Origin of the sequence: Bacteroides sp. GM023, assembly GCF_014750685.1 — a bacterium.
Taxonomy (GTDB): Bacteria; Bacteroidota; Bacteroidia; order Bacteroidales; family Bacteroidaceae; genus Bacteroides.
In genome coordinates, this window is record NZ_JAAXGE010000010.1 from 178,316 (window position 1) to 195,372 (window position 17,057).

The window sequence follows — 17,057 nt, forward strand, 5'->3', positions numbered from 1 at the left end:
CTGCTTTTTGTTTTGTCTGCTTATAGCCTCCCCGGATTGGGCAAAAAATAAAAAAGGCATGGGAGTCTGTACTTTTGCTTATCCCGCATTCAGGCTCTCGCATTGCCCATCTGTAAGGATAAGCAACGCAGCTAGCCCACGCCAAGATGAGATATACAGAACACCATGCGCAGCATAATGTTTGATACGACACCTTAAGTGGACGCTTCCCGTTGCCGTATCTCCCTACAGATTTCAAATTTGCGAGATTCGAATGCAGAAGATAACGTTTGGTAAACGCCTTTCTTAATTATAAAAAGTCCCCGCCACCCCCTCTAGGGCTAGCTGGATGCTGCAAATATAGAGAGTTAAATTAAGAACAACAAATTTTATTTTAAATTTCTTACTTCTTCATGCCATATCTTCCTTTCCAACATCTTACATATTAATATCCAATAAACAGAATAATAACACCCAACAAGTGGTTTAGCTATAAGATATATTCATTACCTTTGCAACATACGCAATACCAGATGCTCATCTCGTCATGTACGACATGCTCATCTGGTATCGTACGAGATGAGCATCCGGTAATGTACGAGATGAGCATCTGGTACAATAAAACAAAGTAGCAAGCAATTCGTATCTCTACGAGAACCGGATGCCAGCATTACTTAATAAAGAAACAGGGTATATATACCCAATAAATAAGGTACAATATGAGTTTAATCTATTTAGTAAGAAAGAAAATGTTTCCTCATGAAGGGGGCATGAAGTCATTGTACTATGCAGTGCAACGCAAACTACAAAAAAGAGGTGGAAGAGATGAAAGAGATTTGGCGAGAATGCTTTCCCAACGCAGCAGTCTTACAGAAGGTGAGGTGCTTGGCGTACTGACAGAGCTGCCTAAAGCTATCGAGAAAATCCTGGAAGGTGGAGAATCCGTAACCATTCATGACTTGGGTTCTTTCCATGTGGCTATCACAAGCGACGGTTACGAATATCCGGACGACATTATGCCACATAACGTGCGATTATCAAAAGTGTTCTTTACAGCCGATCGCAAACTTGCTACCCGATTGAAAAGAATGAAATTCTTCCGCTATCCATTATCCAAATACTTCCCTAAGAATGCACTAAGACCGGAAACAGTCAAGGCTGAAGTAGAACAGGAAGCCAAAGGGGAAATTGACTTTGAAGAAGAATAATCCCTTTTTCCAATAATCGTTAAACAAAAACGGGTTGAATACCTTATATATAATAGTAGTAGAATATAAACATAAGAATATATGAAATATATAGGAGCACACGTAAGTGCGTCAGGTGGTGTAGAATTCGCCCCTATCAATGCGCACGAAATAGGAGCAAATGCTTTTGCCTTATTCACCAAAAATCAACGTCAATGGGTGAGCAAACCATTAACGGAAGAAAGTATCAGTCTTTTCAAAGAGAATTGTGAGAAATACGGTTTCCAACTGGAGTACATCCTGCCACATGACAGTTATCTTATTAACTTAGGCCATCCGGATGAAGAAGGGCTCGCTAAAAGCCGCGCCGCTTTTTTGGATGAGATGCAACGCTGTGAAGAACTTGGATTGAAACTCTTAAATTTTCATCCCGGCAGTTCTCTTAATAAGATATCAGTCGAAGATTGTCTCTCTCTTATTGCAGAAAGCATTAATATCACTTTGGAAAAGACAAAAGGGGTGACAGCCGTTATTGAAAACACTGCCGGACAAGGTAGTAATTTAGGAAGTGAATTTTGGCAACTGAAATACATTATCGACCGTGTGAATGACAAAAGTCGGGTAGGTATTTGTCTTGATACCTGTCACACCTATACGGCCGGATATGATATTGTAAACGAATACGATAAAGTCTTTGACGAATTTGAGAAAGAAGTAGGATTCAATTACCTTCGTGGTATGCACTTGAATGATTCCAAGAAAGCATTAGGCAGTCATGTAGACCGCCACGACAGCATTGGTGAAGGTTTAATTGGAAAAGCATTCTTTGAAAGATTAATGAAAGATCCCAGGTTTGACAATATACCACTCATACTCGAAACTCCGGATGAAAGCAAGTGGGCGGAAGAGATTGCATGGTTGAGAAGCGTCGAATAAACGAACAGAAAATACAAGTTATAGAACATATTTACAAAAAAAGTCCCAATTTTATACTATTATATTGAATATAATATATACTTTTGTACCCGTAAGCATTTGAACTCCAAAGAGTAAGTGCTTACGGGCTTTATTTTAAACAAAACAAACCGTATAAATCGCATAAACAAAAACAATTCAGATATGAAAAATTATTGGTTAGCATGCACAATGTTCATTGCAATGGGTATAAGCAGTTGTGTAGACAGTGATAAAGACTTATACCAGGGGGAACCGGAAAAAGAAATTAATACTTCAAACTTTTCGACAACAAGTACAGTTAATGCTGATATTGACTATGCTATCACAAATGCCAAAGTGCCATTTCTTATTTATGATAAAAATCCATTAGAAATAGCAGACGAAAGTCCGACTATGACTATGAACAAAAGTATCAAACCTTTAGACGGGGGATGGACAGATGAGAATGGAAAATTTACCGGAGAGATAAATTTACCGGCATACGTTTCAGATGTATATATCGTATCAGAAGCATTTTATGCGCCTGCCTTATTGAAAGGAAGAATTGAAAATGGAACTCTAAAAGTCATAGCTGCATCAGAGGAAACTGAAGAAACCAGGGCAGTGACACGAAAAACAAATTCCAGTTATGACGAAAATCGCTTCTCCAAACTAGGATGGTCTACAAAATTAGGACGTTTTGACTCAAGAACAGGAATGATTAAGTATGCCTATGACGGAAAAGGAGAGGAAAATAAAAATCTGACACTGACTCAGAAAGAAATGACCAGTTTACGCAGTACCGTATATTCCGTCCTGAATACAATGGGAAGTTGCCCAAGCGAGTTCCGTACAAATAAGGATTTACGTACTACGGATGATAAAACCGCTATTGTCTTGACATCTATTGGTGGATGGACCTGTTGGAACAGTTCTTTGGGATATTACTACTATAAAGAAAACGAAGTTCCCGAAAACCTTGATGCTGTAAAGGTATTTACTGTATTCCCCAACACTCAGACTAGTTGGGGGCAAAGCAACATGAGTTCTCTCCCAAGAGGTGTCAATGAGGGGACTGCCGTAAAATTAAAATATTTTGGCGATAATGGCGAAAAGACGGTAGGGGAAGATTTTCCAAAAGGATACAGAATTGGCTTTGTGCTGGCATGTAATTCCTGGAATTTCTACTTTACAGGATATGGTACTTACACAGAAACATCTAAATATTTATCTTGCTCTACTCAGGGACTCAGCCAACCCAAAAACCAGCGTATAAATACACATACCGCAATGTTCAAAGATGCTAATGGCAATGTTGCTATCGCATTTGAAGATTTCAAAGATGATGAGAACTTCACAGATGTCATATTCGCATTAAAAGCTACCCCTGAAATAACAGACGTTCCGCCTGTTGTAGACACCGATTTGAATACAACTATCGAAAAAACGGGAGTTTACGCTTTTGAAGATGAATGGCCAGCTGCAAAAGATTATGATATGAATGATGTAGTGGCACAATATACTTATCAAAAGACATTTGATGTAAACAACAAAATTCTAAAAGAGTCATTTACATTTAAAACTTTTGCAAATTGGGCCTTATATAATAATGGACTGGGAGTTATACTCAACAGCACAGGAATGCCTACACCGGCGGATTCAATAAAGTATAGTGGAGACGAGAAATTTGCATTAACCAAGTTCACTCACGAGGACGGAAATGTTGTTATTCTAACAAAAAATGTAAAAGAAAAAATTAATGCCGAATATAAAGTTGCATTCGACTATGGCAAAGAATCCCAAAAGGCGAAAGAAACAAGCGTTAATCCATTTATATTCCGGGAATCAGGCAATAATTTGCGACGCGAAATCCATTGCCCTTTACAAAGACCTACTAATAAAGTAGATATGTCTTTCTTTGGAACAATGGATGACTGTTCAGTACCCGAAAAAGGAGTATACTATATATCCGATTCAGAAAATATATATCCTTTCGCTTTCTACTTGGACAATGCTACAGTAGAAGATATAGCACCTCTTTTAGATAGAAGCAATGAGCAGAAAGCTATCAGTGAACTTTATCCTGATTTCATAAATTGGGCTAAATTGGGTAAAAATCCTGACTGGTATAAGAAGAAATAATTAATATAGAGACACAAGAGGGCAGAAAAAGCTGAAAGACAGTATCTTTCAGCTTTTTTGTCATTGTATAAACTATCTAATAAATATTCGCCATACTCACCAAAGGCTCATACAGTTTCTCTATATCTTGTGAATCCATTTCTATCTGTACCTGGTCACCAGGCATCAGTTTCTGTCCTTTAGGCGTCCAGTTTTTCCGGTCACGATGGACATTTATGATAACACAACGTTCGGGTAAGCGAAGTTCATCGACTGTCTTCCCATCCATATAAGAGCCGCTCATAACTTCTACTGATAAAGTATAACGTGCTTCTTCTGTAAATGCAGGCGAATGAATCATATCCTCATATAGAATCACATTGAAAGGTTTTATCTGAAGCATCTCTGTGAAGTAATATGTTAACCCTCCTACTACGATAGAAGGATAAAAAACTTCCAAGTGTCCTGTAATCTCGGTTATCAGGACGATAGCCGTCAACGGAGTACGCACTACTGCTACCAGGAAAGAGGACATACAGATCAGCATAATATAACTGATATTCTCATAGGCGATGACTCCTTGTTGAACCATAATCAATGCAACTATTTGTCCGAGAAGCCCGCCTGTCACCAGTGTAGGAATAAAACTTCCTCCCGGCAACCCCGAAGAAAAGGAAAAGATACTAAAGACGAAATGGAGTAGCATCATGCCGACAATCCAAAGAATATGCGTATCAGGATTCATCGCTTGCGAAAGCAGGAACTGCTCTCCTCCCCCGGTCAGATTGACTTCGGCCATAGAAATCAAAAAAGCGATAAAGAGCAGATATAACATTTTCACGTATTCAGGATGCTTGATGGCAGGATAAATGCGTTTCACCTGAAGGGTAGTGACAGAAAAGAACTTCCCGAAAATAGAGACTATTGCTGCCAACAAAAGAAAAAGTTTCACCTGATCGCCAAAAGTCATTCCCGGCACAATGGCATCAATATGAAAGTAAGGATTGATTGGAAAAATCCAACTGGCAACTCCGCCTGCCACTACTCCTGCTAAGATTGTGGTAATAGCAGTCTTCGGAGCATCGAAACGTTCAATGGATTCAATAACCAACAAGGATGAAGCCAATGGTGCGGCAAAAGCCGCTGCTAATCCGGCGCCCGCACCGGCAGCCAACAATTGTTTCCGTTCACCGGAAAGGACTCTCCCCCATTTGGAAACCAGGCATCCTACATAAGAACCAATCTGCACAGAAGGCCCTTCACGCCCTAAAGAAAGTCCTGTACTCAATGCCAGTATACCACCTACAAATTTAGAAACCAGTTCGATAAAAGGATGTTTATATGCCACTCTCCCATTGATAACTCCACGAGTTTGCGGAATACCTCCACCTGTTATCAGAGGCATTTTTTTCACCAGCCAGGAGACAAAGACAAGAATGCCCCACATCAACAGAAAAAGAGGAAGATACCAATACCACTTGGGATGGGAATTAAAGAAATCATGGCGAAGGTTAAAGAAGAATTGTAGCAGATAATGGTAAGGCACGGCAATAAGTCCCGTCAGTAATCCCACAAAGATACTGACAAAGTAAAGCCGGGCATCAATTAACTTCAGTTTAAAGATTCGCCAACGACCCTTATCTTTCAATTTACTGACAAGATTAAGCATTCAGCAAAGTTTCATTGTTTTATACGCATGACATACAACAATCAAAACCCTGCTGTGGTTTCAGACAAATGAAGATTTAATTTCCGATCAGCGCCCCATAAGATTCAGACGCAGGATAGCGTGTACCATAAAATAAGATCCCAATGCATTGTAATCCGTGTCACGGATAGAGGTAGCCGTTATCGTTCGTATCATCGAAACATCCTGATGGAGCATATCATATATCTTGAAGCGGAGCAGTAACTGTTTCCGCTTCAGAAATGCTCTCGACAATTGAGAGTTCCACATCAGATTCTCACGGGCATAGCCTTCATATCCATAGCCGGAACGTTGGAAATAGGTGAGGTCACTATACAATTCGATTCCCCATGGAAGGTAATATTGCACTTCCGTTCCGAAACGATAATCATACGTTTCGGTGCGTGTCTCCTTCACGTTGTTATGCGAATTATTATAAAGCAATTCGGCGCGTGCACTAATTTCCATCTGCTTCGTCCGATATGTTAATTGCAAGCGTTGGCGGGCAGTGAGATGTTTCACCGTATTTTTCACGGGAGCTTCTTTATTGATAGTAGTATATCCGTTTTGGTTCCGGTATTGCAGATAGGAATAGGTACGGAATATCCAGCTTCGGTTCTTGAAAGGAGTATTCAGCGAAAAAGAGCCCAGGGCACGCCAGTTTCCGTTCAGATTGAGTGGCGTAGTGGTTCGTACACCTGTTTCACTATCATAGGTCACTTGGTTGGTTACGTTGTTTATAGTATTCTCGACTAAAGCGGTAGCAACCATATTTCGCTGATGCTTCGCATTATAAGAATTGAAATTTAACGTAAATGTGTTTGTATAAGAAGGTTTCAGAGAAGGGTTACCCACTCTGATATTCAAAGGATTGGTATTATCCGTCACCGGTTGAAGATCACGTATATTGGGTTGACGGCTTTTACCCCGATATACAATCTGCAAACGGGTACGCTTGGAAAACTTATAACGGAAGTTGACGGTAGGAGAAAAATTAAAGACTGATCTTTCCAACTGATTTTCCGGGTCATCCTTCAAGATGGAATGGCTTACGGACTTCTGTGGTTCAAAGTCTGCACCAATATTATAATTATATTTCTTACGCGAAGTACGGATAGCAACATTAAACAGGTGATTACTGTATTGGTTCTCAAATTGATTACTTGCTTCTTCATCATAATCAGGTGTAAACTCTTCCAGTGCCTGATCCCAGTTGTAGACGAAATGGTCGGAGTTGTTCACACGATATTGATAACTATAACGGAACTGAAGAAAATGTAGCCAGGGCAACGGTTCTACATAGACCAATTGCAGCCGATAATTATAACCGTCTACATCATCTTCTATCTTTTGATTTTGAACTTTTTCTGTATTATTCTTGAAATAGTGGGTGGTAGAAAGATTCTTCCTGTCGGTTGAAGAAGCGTTAGTGCCATAATCCACTTTCAAAGCCACGTTTCTTCCCATCCGGCTAAGTTTCCGGCTAAGTTGCAACATCATCGTCATATTGTATGAGGAATTATGATTTGTTCCCGATGATTCTTTCTCGTTGAGCAGAACATCATTTCCCCACCCTTGCTGGAATCCTTCATTAGTCCTGTCATTAACGGCTGTACGATATTGAGGACGGAAAATCAATGTGGTAACCGAATCCATTTTCCATTCCAAAAATACGTTCGCTATCAGATTGTCATTTTTCAGACGATTGCGCCCGGTGCTCTGAGTAATTGAATTATCCGCCCGAAGGAAATTGTCAACGGTCGTACGACTATCTTCCAGACGATCTGTTCCCACATATTGAATATTCGAACGGAATTTAACCCGTTGCCAGTCATAAGTGGCGTTGACTCCCAAAGAACGGGAAGTAGTCAGTCCTTTTTGCGTACGCAGATTACCGCTGGAACTAGCAGACTCTCTTTGCACTTCAGAAAACCCTTGATTATTTGTATTGTTCAGGTTTCCGATAACTGTCAGTTGGGAATTGTCTTGAAAACGATTCAAGGTATTGGCAAGCTCGTAACGGTCTTTACTGCCATATCCGCCCATGAAATTTTCCATCCAACCGCGTTTCATATTCTTCTTTACCGATAAATCAAGAATCATTTCTTCTTCTCCATCGTCAATACCAGTAAGACGTGCCAAATCGGATTTACGCTCGTATGCTTTCAGTTTCTCTATCATTTCCACAGGAAGATTCTTGAGTGCCGCTTTCGGGTCATCGGAGAAGAATTCTTTGCCGTCCACCAGTATCTTCTTCACTTCCTTTCCGTGAATCAGAAGTTTTCCATCCGCGTCAATTTCCCCTCCGGGAAGTTGTTTTACTAAATCTTCGAGCATTGAGCCTTCGGGGGTACGATAAGCTGACGCATTAAAGACGGTTGTATCTTCTTCGGTCACTGCCATTGGTGCCTGCCCCACTACGACAGTCTCATCCAAAGCTATTACTTCCAAAGTCAAAGGTATATCCCCTAAAGTTTTTTTATTTGTTGCGGATGAAACCGCACGATAGACCGGAGCATATCCGATAAAAGAAACATGAAGTAATAAAGACTTATTCTTGGGAGTGGTGACGGCTAACTGGAATTTACCCTGTGCATCGGTTGCCCCTCCCGCCAACATTGCACTATCCGGTAAAGCCAAAAGCCGGACCGTAGCAAACGGCACCGGCTGGTAGGTTTCGGAGTCAACAACACGTCCGGCAAAACGCTCTCCACCGGACTGCGCATAAGCAGCCAAACTAATCAGTATGAAGACATAACAACTAATCAAACGGTACTGAAAAGAATACATACGGCTGTCTATGTTCAAATTGTGTTGATTTAGTAAAATACAACTCTAATAAAAAACCTAATCTTTGCTTTTAGCTCTGACGCGGAGCACGAGGTTTTTGTCCCTGGTGATGATGTCCTTGTCCGGGCTTCTGTCCTTTTCTGCGGTCAAATTCTTTTTTGAATTTATTCGCATTGCTTTTCTCTTGCTGATAAATCTTCATTATCTGCTTTTGAGAAAGTATCTTGCTGAATTCATTGTAATACTTTTCACGAATATCCAGCATCTTACGGCTTTGAGTAAACTGATTTTTCAGCATCGTCGCAATTTCCGCATCAGTCATGGACGGTCTTTGACCTTCCTTCTTTGCGTCCACTTCCGTACCCTGTGGCTTTTCTGCTCTTGGTTTACGGTTCATCATACGACATTCACGCAGTTCTTTCAGATATTTCTCGTAAACCGGAGTAAACTTGGCGGCTGTTGCATCATCCAGCATCAGTGTTTTCACCATCTGATTGGTTTGCATCTGCATCATTTGTTCCTGTGTAGGACGTTGTTTTCTCTCTTTATTGTCCTTATTCTGGGCAGAAAGGGTCATCTGACTTCCCATCAAAAGGGCAGCCAAAATTACATAAATAAACTTCATCTTCATAATCTTCACGTTTTTAATAATTGATTGAGTTACTTAATTCAAAAATATATCGTTTTCAGAGAAGCTGACGAGCTCTTCCAACTCCTCATCCGATAATTCTTTAATCCATTTATCCGCATCTGTACCATTGCTCCTGTCGGCAGCCAGCACATTCGAAGGTGATTTGGTTTCATCTGTCTGATGCAAAGACGGAACAAATAAAAGTCCTGTCAACATGGCCGCTAAAGCGATTACCGTAGAAACAATCAACTTCATATGGGATTTACGCTGCTGTTTAACTCCGGCACGTTCCATCACCTTTCGTTGCACATCCTCAAAAAATCCGTCAGGAGTGCGGTAAGGTGTCCGTTTACCAATATCGTCGAAATCAAAATCCTTTTTCATCGTCCTATCTATTTAATATATATTCCTTTATCTTATCTTTTGCATAATGGTAGTTCACTTTCAGTGTATCCACTTTACTGTCCAATATCCGTGCTATCTCTTCGTATTCGAGTTCATCGTAATAGCGTAAGTTGAACACGAGCCGCTGCTTTTCCGGCAGACTCAAAATGGCTTCCTGAAACTTCACTGCCAGTCCGTTTTCATAATCAATATAATCGGAAGCCTGCAATTTGCTCATCAGTTCTTCCTGAATCTCTTCCGAAGCGATGGCCCCTTCTTCTTTCCGCCCATTCAACAGACGCAGACTTTCATTGGTCGCTATCCGGTAAATCCAGGTACTCAAAGAACTTTCACTGCGAAACTGCTCCAAATGTCGGAACACGCGAATAAATACTTCCTGAAGTACGTCTTCCGCATCTTCGTGAGATACGACCAGTCTACGGATATAATTATATATCGGTTCCTGAAAAGCGTCCATCAACATCTTGAATCCCCGTTCGCGATTCGAGGTACAAGCTTCCCGGATTTTATTCTCATTTATCATTTGTTCTTTTTCTGAGCTTTGATTATTAGAACGCAGAAAGGTGGGGAAGTTAAATAGGGGATTCTGCTTTTTGCTTTTATTAACGTGAAAAGTAGAAAAGAGAGCGTATATATGAATGGAGAAAGCGCTTCCATAGCCTCATCAAAGACTATGAAAACGCTTTAAATAACTTATTTATAAGCTACGTACAAAAAGTGTTTACCAAAACTTATTATGTTCCGCGCTATATTCAAAACCTACGGATTTCAACTGATTCACCAGTTCGTCCTTATTTACGTCCATATCTTCGCAAAGTTCATCAAGCGAAGAATAGCAATCTCTCAATTTCATATTGACAACACTGAACAGCATCATCGGGTCTTTGGGTAATTCCATAACATACAATCTTTTAAACCGGGTGCAAAGTTACAGCAATCTCATTGAATGGCAAAACAAATCAATCACCTATTTCTTCTATCTTTAAAGAGACTTTTTCTATCAGCTTGCTGATTTCAGCTTCCAGAGGGATGATGTTGAACTCTTTCCAGAAATTCTCGTCATACTTGAAGTTCGTATCGGAGAAGATAGTACGGGTAGATAGCCTGTCAATACGAGGAAAGGCTGTCACTTGTTCCGTATCCACCTTACAGGTAATCATCTCGAACCAAATATGCAGGTCACGGCTGCCAAACAGCATCCCCCTATGTTTCACCTTAAAATAAAGGTCTCCACGGATATGATGGATATAATAAGTTCCCTGCCACGGTTTATAAGAAATAGTATATACTACTTTTTGAGGAATCATCCGGATGTTGCGCGTGCGCCTTTCTACGAACATTCCGGCGGCATCTTTTACATATTTAGGATGAACTTCAAGGCGGGCTTGCAATAAAGCGCACGTTTCAGAATCAAGAAACAGTTCGCCACAGAAAAGAGGTTCGGTAATGTCTTTTCTTGGTTCGAAATGCACAATATTCACAAAGCGATTATCCAGGAATGTCATTCCTTCCGAGGTATAGACATATGTGTTATTCTCTATATTGGGAATCATAAATGCAGGCATATCTTTAATCAGATCCATTTGCAGACAAGCCTGGATTCCGGATTTTACCTTCACAAGCAGGCTATCCTTCACTTCGACATTACTAAGCCGGCTCATCTTCAATAACTTCACTTGGTCAGACAGTAAAGAAGAAGAGAATGTCTTATAGACCTTAAAGACTCCTTCTGACAGATTTTGGAATTTATTCTTCAACTGGACACCTTCGCGGTAGAAGGTTGTCAGATATACGGGAGAATGCGAATAATTTCGTTCCCTGCGTTCTATCATTTCCCGCAGCAGCTTCCTGGGATCACTTCTACGGATGACGACTTCCTGCAAAGGGACTACTTTCGGTTCGAGATTAAGTATGTTGTGCCGACCTAGCAGCATGGAGAGTTCTATATCCTGTGAAATATAACCTATATGTGAAAAAGCAACCGGTGCTTGCTTTAAAGAATCCGGCAAGGACAGTTTAAAATCTCCGTCTTGATTGGTGATACTGCCTACGGATGTTCCCCGCACCCCGACCGTAGCGGAAGGTATAGGAACTCCGGTTTCCTTATCCAGTAGAGTACCGGCAATAATTAAATTTACAGTTTGCTGAAGCGGAAGAGAGTCTTGTAATGTCCGGAAATCTTGTCCGGAAGGAGAAGTTATCAGGATATGAGTACCGATAACCTTAAATTCAAGGTCAGTATCTCCTATTATATCGTAGACAGCCTGACGAATGGTACGCTTTCCTTCTTTTATTTTCACCACTACGTCATTGTCTATGACTTTACTATCATAAATAAACATATATCCTGATTGTTGGGAAACATCCCCCAACAGTGAATATACCGTTGCTTTCGTTTTAGGTAACCGGACTATTTGCTCCAACACATCCTCCCCATCTGCTCTCATCGTATCAAATCCGAAAAAGAGCAGGAACAGAATAGAAAGATAGTAATAAGCCGGTTTCATTTTTTTTAATTTTAAAGAGTCTTATTCCGACAGATTATAAACATTTCCCTGCCGGATACATTTCAAATTGAGTGCACTGGCTATCAGGTTGGCAACCACTTCCGGAGATTCATCTGAAAATTCAACAGTCAATCTGCGTTCTGCCAATACCGGTGAATCAACTTGAATCTGCAAACTGTCCGTACTCAAATTCATTACTTTCAGAATATTGGCCAAAGGTTCGTCCTTAAAACGTATATGCTTAAAGAAACGACTCCAGTCTTCGGCTTCTTTATCGGTACGTTGTACTATCAACTTCTGTGATTGTACAGTAACTGTTTCTCCAGCTTTTACATAACATTCCTGGTTTCCTTTTTTAAGGGAGACTCTCACTGTTCCCCTCTGCACGGACAAACGGAATGGAGTATTCTCACCACTTTGCACACTGAAAGCTGTTCCCAAAACTTCGATTTTGGCTTGTTCCGTATTTATCCAAAAGGGTTGCCCCTGCTTCTTCGCTATATCAAAGAAAGCATTTCCTTCCAGGCTTACTTCCCGTTTATCCGCAATAAAATGTTTCGGATACAATAACGAGGTTTCTCCGGCCAAAAGCACAACAGAACCGTCTTCAAGGGTGGTTGCCAATGTAAAGGCACTTTGATTTTCCTGCGTGAGCAGATTCGGTATAGGTTCTTTGAAGCCCGATACCCAATATACCGCCCCGCATACAATGCCAATCAATACTGCGGCAACTACTCCATAGCGCATCCACGGCGAAAGTTTACGAGTACGGTGACCTTCATCAACTTTCGCAAGTAAATGGTCATTATCCAGCCGGTCGTACAATCGGTTCCAGGCTTTATCTGTCTTTATTTTATATATATCTGTTTTCATCACTCCATGTGAATATAAATTTCAACTTCTTTTCGCAACGTCCGAAGGGCTTTGGTCATTTCGGCTTCCACTGTTTTGACCGAGAGGGAAAGCTGCGCGGCTATATCCATATACTTCCGCCCTTCCATACGATGCATTTCAAAAATCTGCCGCCTGCGGGCAGGCAATTTCTTAAGGATATTATTTATGATTTTCTGCAACTCCTCATATTCCATTTGCTGGTGAGGGTCTGTTGACTGCTCCGGACTGGAAGTAGCTAATACCGCTTCGCGATAGCGGCTTCGCACTTCCTCATGTTCACAATACTGAAGGGCCTGATTACGTGTCGCCCTATACAGATAACTTTTGACGGACTGAAAAATCTGCAAATGTCCCTTTTCCTTCCAAAGTACATAAAAGAGCTCTTCGACTATTTCTTCCGCCACTGCCATTTGCCCGGTGATGCCTGCCGCATAGCAACAAAGAGGGAAATAATAAGAGCGGAAGAGGTCTTCAAACGCTTTTATGTCACCTTCCTTTATCTTTTTTAGTATGAGCAGTTCATTCAGCATACGTGCTTCTTTTTATGATTGACCTCAAATATAAGAAAACTATCCCTATTTCATTCTAGTTAGATTGCTTTTTCAATTTATCTACTGCGTGTTCCAAAGATTCCGTAGGTTCGATTATATTATAATTCCCCCAAAAGTCTTCGCTCCAGTATTCATCCACTTTATCGTAGAATATTTGGTTCATGCTGAAAGCTTCCTTGTTCGGTATAGTCTCCAATGAACCTTCTTTTCTATCGGTCACCACCATTTCTGAAGTTATCGCATAACTTGTAGAGAAAAGCTTCCGTTTCCAGTCACATTTAAAGCGGATCGTGTTGCGGATATAGTTCAGATAGGTTCTGCCATCCACATTTTTATAGGTAATCAGATAAGAGAGTTCTTGCGGCTTGAATCTCAAACCGAGCGGTTTCTTATAAAGGATAGCAGTGGTTGCCTTTGATTTATTCTGCATATCCAGGCTCATTTCAACACGGGTAAATGACAGTCGTTCACGATCTATGTACAGCTTGCCATATAGTAAAGCATACATAAGAATTACTTTCGGACGGAAATTAATGACGTACTGCATACGATTATCTATAAGAACGGATTCCGCCATCCAAAACTCATAGTTGTTCAATTCCTCAAAATCGAGTAATGCCTCGTTGTTTTTCACCACATCCAGCGTTACACTCAGGTTAGGGCCGCCTATAACTTTTACAGCCAGCGTATCACTCGCCTTCTGACTAAGCAGACGACGACCTTTCATCACCCGTACTTTATCATAATTAATATTCCTATTGGTATATGCAGTTTTTGAAACATCAAGCACAGCTTCCGATATACCGATATAACGCCGGCTTTTCTGCACAGTTTCCCGGTAGAATCCTGTAAGCATATCACGTTTATCACTGTAATTCTGCGGAATCTTACTGATAGCTTTCTCCACAATCAGGCGAGGATCACTGGCATACACTACGACTTCATTCAACAGGTTGGCATGAGGTGTCATCCATACCGTCAATTTAGCAGGAGCTTCTTTCTCTATAGAGATATGACTATTGGCATAGCCGATATGAGAAATTTCCAGTTCGCGCGGCGCTTCCGTCTTCTTGATCTTCAAAGCAAATTCTCCTTCTGCATTCGTCACTGTACCAATATTACTACCATATACGGATACATTCACATTCTCCAGAGCTTTTTTATTTTGCTTATCCTTCACCAGACCAACGATGGTAAGATAATCCCCGGCATCTCCCTGCGCCCATACAGGAGAGCTACAAAGTAACAAACATACTGCCAGCCATCCAACCAGGTGTTTTTCTAAATTCTTCATATTGGTTCTTTTTTAAAGGTAAATAATTTGCGTTTCTATATATAAGAGCGTTCGGACGAGAAATACCCTATGACTTTTTAGAAAAAAAGAAAAAAGAAATGATTTCATATAAAAATAATATCTACATTTGCGACCGTTATGATGAAATACATATTCTGTATATTAGTAGGCATACTTCTGATTGGGGGATTTAACTCAATCTCCAATGAGGTACAGCAAGCATACCGGTCGGAAACCGGTAGTACCGGTATACAGACCTGTATCCAAAAGCATTATTCCAAATCCAAAGCTACTATCAAACAGTTGGGAAAAGGAAAAAAACTCGCCAAACCACAGGAATACACCGGAAGGCAAGATTATAAAACCAATAATGGAATTTTAACCCCATTCTCATTCCGGCATTTCTCCCCTCTAAAGATATTAAGATTCAACATACCTTCCGCCACTATCCGGATATTAAGTGCTTTAAAGGTTCAGGTTCCTCAAAATCAATGGACAGGATTCTCCTACTATATCAATCTTATCAAATACTCTTATAGATACCATATCTATACATTAGGGCGCATACTTATTTAGCCATTTTATATATTTTTCCGGCATAGAACTATCAAATCCTTCTATGTCTCACTTCCCGTTTACATCCGTAATCTCGTATAATATGGATTGCAAACGGGTAAAACAGCATTTTTTCAAATAACAATCAAAATATATAAAATGGACTTTATACTGGATTTTATACTCCACATAGACCAATATATGGTCACAATAGTGCGTGATTATCATGCCTGGACGTATGCCATCTTATTCGTTATCATCTTTTGTGAAACAGGATTAGTGGTCACCCCTTTTCTTCCGGGAGACTCGTTACTGTTTGTTGCGGGAGCTATCGCTGCCTTGCCGGATATGCCTATCGACGTACATATTCTCGCTATCATACTATTTGCCGCTGCCGTACTGGGAGACTCGTGTAACTACATGATAGGGCATTACTTCGGGCGAAGGCTTTTCAAGAATCCTAATTCTAAAATATTCAAACAAAGCCACCTGGATAAAACACATGAGTTTTATAAGAAATATGGCGGAAAGACCATTATCCTGGCACGATTCATTCCTATAGTACGTACATTCGCTCCATTCGTCGCAGGAATGGGGAAGATGAATTACTATTATTTTATGATGTATAATTTAGTTGGCGGAGCCATATGGGTAGCTATATTCTGCTATGCAGGCTATTTCTTCGGTGACCTTCCTTTTGTACAGGAAAACCTGAAATTACTGATTGTGGCCATTATCTTCATATCCATATTACCTGCTATAATAGAAGTGGTACGAGCCAAACTGAAATCTTAAACAGACCAAACTATAATCTGTATTCATTTGTTACTTATATAGACACAGTAAAAAAACAATTTAAAGTTTTTACACTTATGAAAAATTCTTTTTTTAGCCGGTTCACACCAAAGGAACCCAAGTTTTTCCCATTGTTGAAGCAACTGTCAGAAGTGCTTTCTGCGGCATCTGTCGTTTTAGTAGAGAGCCTGCAATATGACTTGCCGACAGAACGTTCGGACTACTACAAAAAAATCAAAGACTTGGAGCGTGAAGGGGATCGGCTGACGCATTTGATTTTTGATGAACTGGGCACTACGTTTATCACTCCTTTCGACCGGGAAGATATTCACGACCTGGCTTCCTGTATGGATGATGTTCTCGACGGAATAAACAGTTGTGCCAAACGAATCTCTATCTATAATCCCCGCCCCATCTCCGACAGTGGAAAAGAATTGAGCCGACTGATTCAGGAAGAATCCATATATATTTGCAAGGCTATGGACGAACTTGAGACATTCCGTAAAAAGCCCACCCTGCTCCGGGAGTATTGTTCTAAATTGCATGAGATCGAAAATCAAGCGGATGATGTATATGAGTTCTTTATCACCAAGCTCTTTGAGGAAGAAAAAGACTGCATCGAACTTATCAAGATTAAGGAAATCATGCATGAACTGGAAAAGACTACCGATGCCGCAGAGCATGTAGGCAAGATTCTGAAAAGTCTGATTGTAAAATACGCATAA

The 17,057-nt window shown here is 40.5% G+C and carries 16 protein-coding genes; 6 read left to right on the forward strand and 10 right to left on the reverse strand.

Going from position 1 to position 17,057, the window contains the following annotated elements:
* Positions 1-698: 698 nt before the first annotated feature.
* The 3 genes from HC965_RS20950 to HC965_RS20960 all read left to right on the forward strand — a co-directional run bounded on the left by HC965_RS20950 (position 699) and on the right by HC965_RS20960 (position 4,244).
* Positions 699-1,187 carry an HU family DNA-binding protein gene (locus tag HC965_RS20950; RefSeq protein ID WP_191033283.1) on the forward strand — a complete coding sequence of 163 codons (489 nt, stop codon included), beginning with the start codon at positions 699-701 and terminating at the stop codon, positions 1,185-1,187.
* A gap of 81 nt (positions 1,188-1,268) precedes the next feature.
* A complete protein-coding gene (nfo, locus tag HC965_RS20955; RefSeq protein ID WP_191033284.1) occupies positions 1,269-2,102 on the forward strand; it encodes a deoxyribonuclease IV in 834 nt (277 codons plus the stop codon).
* Positions 2,103-2,285: 183 nt separating this feature from the next.
* Positions 2,286-4,244 (forward strand): LruC domain-containing protein, encoded by a 1,959-nt coding sequence (locus HC965_RS20960; protein WP_223854969.1) that lies wholly within the window; start codon positions 2,286-2,288, stop codon positions 4,242-4,244.
* A gap of 76 nt (positions 4,245-4,320) precedes the next feature.
* On the opposite strand, the gene HC965_RS20965 is transcribed toward HC965_RS20960, so the two are convergent.
* From HC965_RS20965 to HC965_RS21010, 10 genes are all read right to left on the reverse strand, one after another.
* A complete protein-coding gene (locus tag HC965_RS20965) occupies positions 4,321-5,892 on the reverse strand; it encodes a ClC family H(+)/Cl(-) exchange transporter (protein ID WP_191033285.1) in 1,572 nt (523 codons plus the stop codon).
* 87 nt (positions 5,893-5,979) lie between these two features.
* Positions 5,980-8,718, reverse strand: a complete 2,739-nt coding sequence (locus HC965_RS20970) for a TonB-dependent receptor (protein WP_191033286.1) — start codon at positions 8,716-8,718, stop codon at positions 5,980-5,982.
* 52 nt (positions 8,719-8,770) lie between these two features.
* Entirely contained in the window at positions 8,771-9,331 is a 561-nt protein-coding gene (locus tag HC965_RS20975; RefSeq protein WP_191033287.1) for a hypothetical protein, read from the reverse strand.
* A 33-nt stretch (positions 9,332-9,364) separates the two neighbouring features.
* Positions 9,365-9,715, reverse strand: a complete 351-nt coding sequence (locus HC965_RS20980) for a hypothetical protein (protein ID WP_022136853.1) — start codon at positions 9,713-9,715, stop codon at positions 9,365-9,367.
* A gap of 4 nt (positions 9,716-9,719) precedes the next feature.
* Positions 9,720-10,259, reverse strand: a complete 540-nt coding sequence (locus tag HC965_RS20985) for an RNA polymerase sigma factor (RefSeq protein ID WP_191033288.1) — start codon at positions 10,257-10,259, stop codon at positions 9,720-9,722.
* A 198-nt stretch (positions 10,260-10,457) separates the two neighbouring features.
* Entirely contained in the window at positions 10,458-10,634 is a 177-nt protein-coding gene (locus HC965_RS20990; RefSeq protein ID WP_191033289.1) for a DUF4250 domain-containing protein, read from the reverse strand.
* Between the two features lie 61 nt (positions 10,635-10,695).
* Positions 10,696-12,243, reverse strand: a complete 1,548-nt coding sequence (locus HC965_RS20995) for a carboxypeptidase-like regulatory domain-containing protein (protein ID WP_191033290.1) — start codon at positions 12,241-12,243, stop codon at positions 10,696-10,698.
* 21 nt (positions 12,244-12,264) lie between these two features.
* Entirely contained in the window at positions 12,265-13,116 is an 852-nt protein-coding gene (locus tag HC965_RS21000; protein WP_191033291.1) for a FecR family protein, read from the reverse strand.
* The gene (locus tag HC965_RS21005) at positions 13,116-13,667 is read right to left on the reverse strand and encodes an RNA polymerase sigma-70 factor (RefSeq protein ID WP_191033292.1); all 552 of its coding nucleotides are present in this window, start codon (positions 13,665-13,667) and stop codon (positions 13,116-13,118) included. Before HC965_RS21005 ends, HC965_RS21000 begins: the two co-directional genes overlap by 1 nt.
* A 55-nt stretch (positions 13,668-13,722) precedes the next feature.
* On the reverse strand, positions 13,723-14,982 hold the full coding sequence (locus HC965_RS21010) for a carboxypeptidase-like regulatory domain-containing protein (RefSeq protein ID WP_191033293.1): 1,260 nt from the start codon (positions 14,980-14,982) through the stop codon (positions 13,723-13,725).
* A 138-nt stretch (positions 14,983-15,120) separates the two neighbouring features.
* On the opposite strand from HC965_RS21010, the gene HC965_RS21015 reads away from it, so the two are divergent.
* The 3 genes from HC965_RS21015 to HC965_RS21025 all read left to right on the forward strand — a co-directional run bounded on the left by HC965_RS21015 (position 15,121) and on the right by HC965_RS21025 (position 17,057).
* Positions 15,121-15,558 carry a hypothetical protein gene (locus tag HC965_RS21015; protein WP_191033294.1) on the forward strand — a complete coding sequence of 146 codons (438 nt, stop codon included), beginning with the start codon at positions 15,121-15,123 and terminating at the stop codon, positions 15,556-15,558.
* A gap of 138 nt (positions 15,559-15,696) precedes the next feature.
* Entirely contained in the window at positions 15,697-16,332 is a 636-nt protein-coding gene (locus HC965_RS21020; protein ID WP_191033295.1) for a DedA family protein, read from the forward strand.
* Positions 16,333-16,409: 77 nt separating this feature from the next.
* On the forward strand, positions 16,410-17,057 hold the full coding sequence (locus HC965_RS21025) for a DUF47 domain-containing protein (RefSeq protein ID WP_191033296.1): 648 nt from the start codon (positions 16,410-16,412) through the stop codon (positions 17,055-17,057).

Excerpts from the sequence above, each read along its gene's own strand:
- HC965_RS20950 (WP_191033283.1), top strand. The coding sequence starts at position 699 with ATGAGTTTAATCTATTTAGTAAGAAAGAAAATGTTTCCTCATGAAGGG.
- nfo (WP_191033284.1), top strand. The coding sequence starts at position 1,269 with ATGAAATATATAGGAGCACACGTAAGTGCGTCAGGTGGTGTAGAATTC.
- HC965_RS20960 (WP_223854969.1), top strand. The coding sequence starts at position 2,286 with ATGAAAAATTATTGGTTAGCATGCACAATGTTCATTGCAATGGGTATA.
- HC965_RS20965 (WP_191033285.1), bottom strand. The coding sequence starts at position 5,892 with ATGCTTAATCTTGTCAGTAAATTGAAAGATAAGGGTCGTTGGCGAATC.
- HC965_RS20975 (WP_191033287.1), bottom strand. The coding sequence starts at position 9,331 with ATGAAGATGAAGTTTATTTATGTAATTTTGGCTGCCCTTTTGATGGGA.
- HC965_RS20980 (WP_022136853.1), bottom strand. The coding sequence starts at position 9,715 with ATGAAAAAGGATTTTGATTTCGACGATATTGGTAAACGGACACCTTAC.
- HC965_RS20985 (WP_191033288.1), bottom strand. The coding sequence starts at position 10,259 with ATGATAAATGAGAATAAAATCCGGGAAGCTTGTACCTCGAATCGCGAA.
- HC965_RS20990 (WP_191033289.1), bottom strand. The coding sequence starts at position 10,634 with ATGGAATTACCCAAAGACCCGATGATGCTGTTCAGTGTTGTCAATATG.
- HC965_RS20995 (WP_191033290.1), bottom strand. The coding sequence starts at position 12,243 with ATGAAACCGGCTTATTACTATCTTTCTATTCTGTTCCTGCTCTTTTTC.
- HC965_RS21000 (WP_191033291.1), bottom strand. The coding sequence starts at position 13,116 with ATGAAAACAGATATATATAAAATAAAGACAGATAAAGCCTGGAACCGA.
- HC965_RS21005 (WP_191033292.1), bottom strand. The coding sequence starts at position 13,667 with ATGCTGAATGAACTGCTCATACTAAAAAAGATAAAGGAAGGTGACATA.
- HC965_RS21010 (WP_191033293.1), bottom strand. The coding sequence starts at position 14,982 with ATGAAGAATTTAGAAAAACACCTGGTTGGATGGCTGGCAGTATGTTTG.
- HC965_RS21015 (WP_191033294.1), top strand. The coding sequence starts at position 15,121 with ATGATGAAATACATATTCTGTATATTAGTAGGCATACTTCTGATTGGG.
- HC965_RS21020 (WP_191033295.1), top strand. The coding sequence starts at position 15,697 with ATGGACTTTATACTGGATTTTATACTCCACATAGACCAATATATGGTC.
- HC965_RS21025 (WP_191033296.1), top strand. The coding sequence starts at position 16,410 with ATGAAAAATTCTTTTTTTAGCCGGTTCACACCAAAGGAACCCAAGTTT.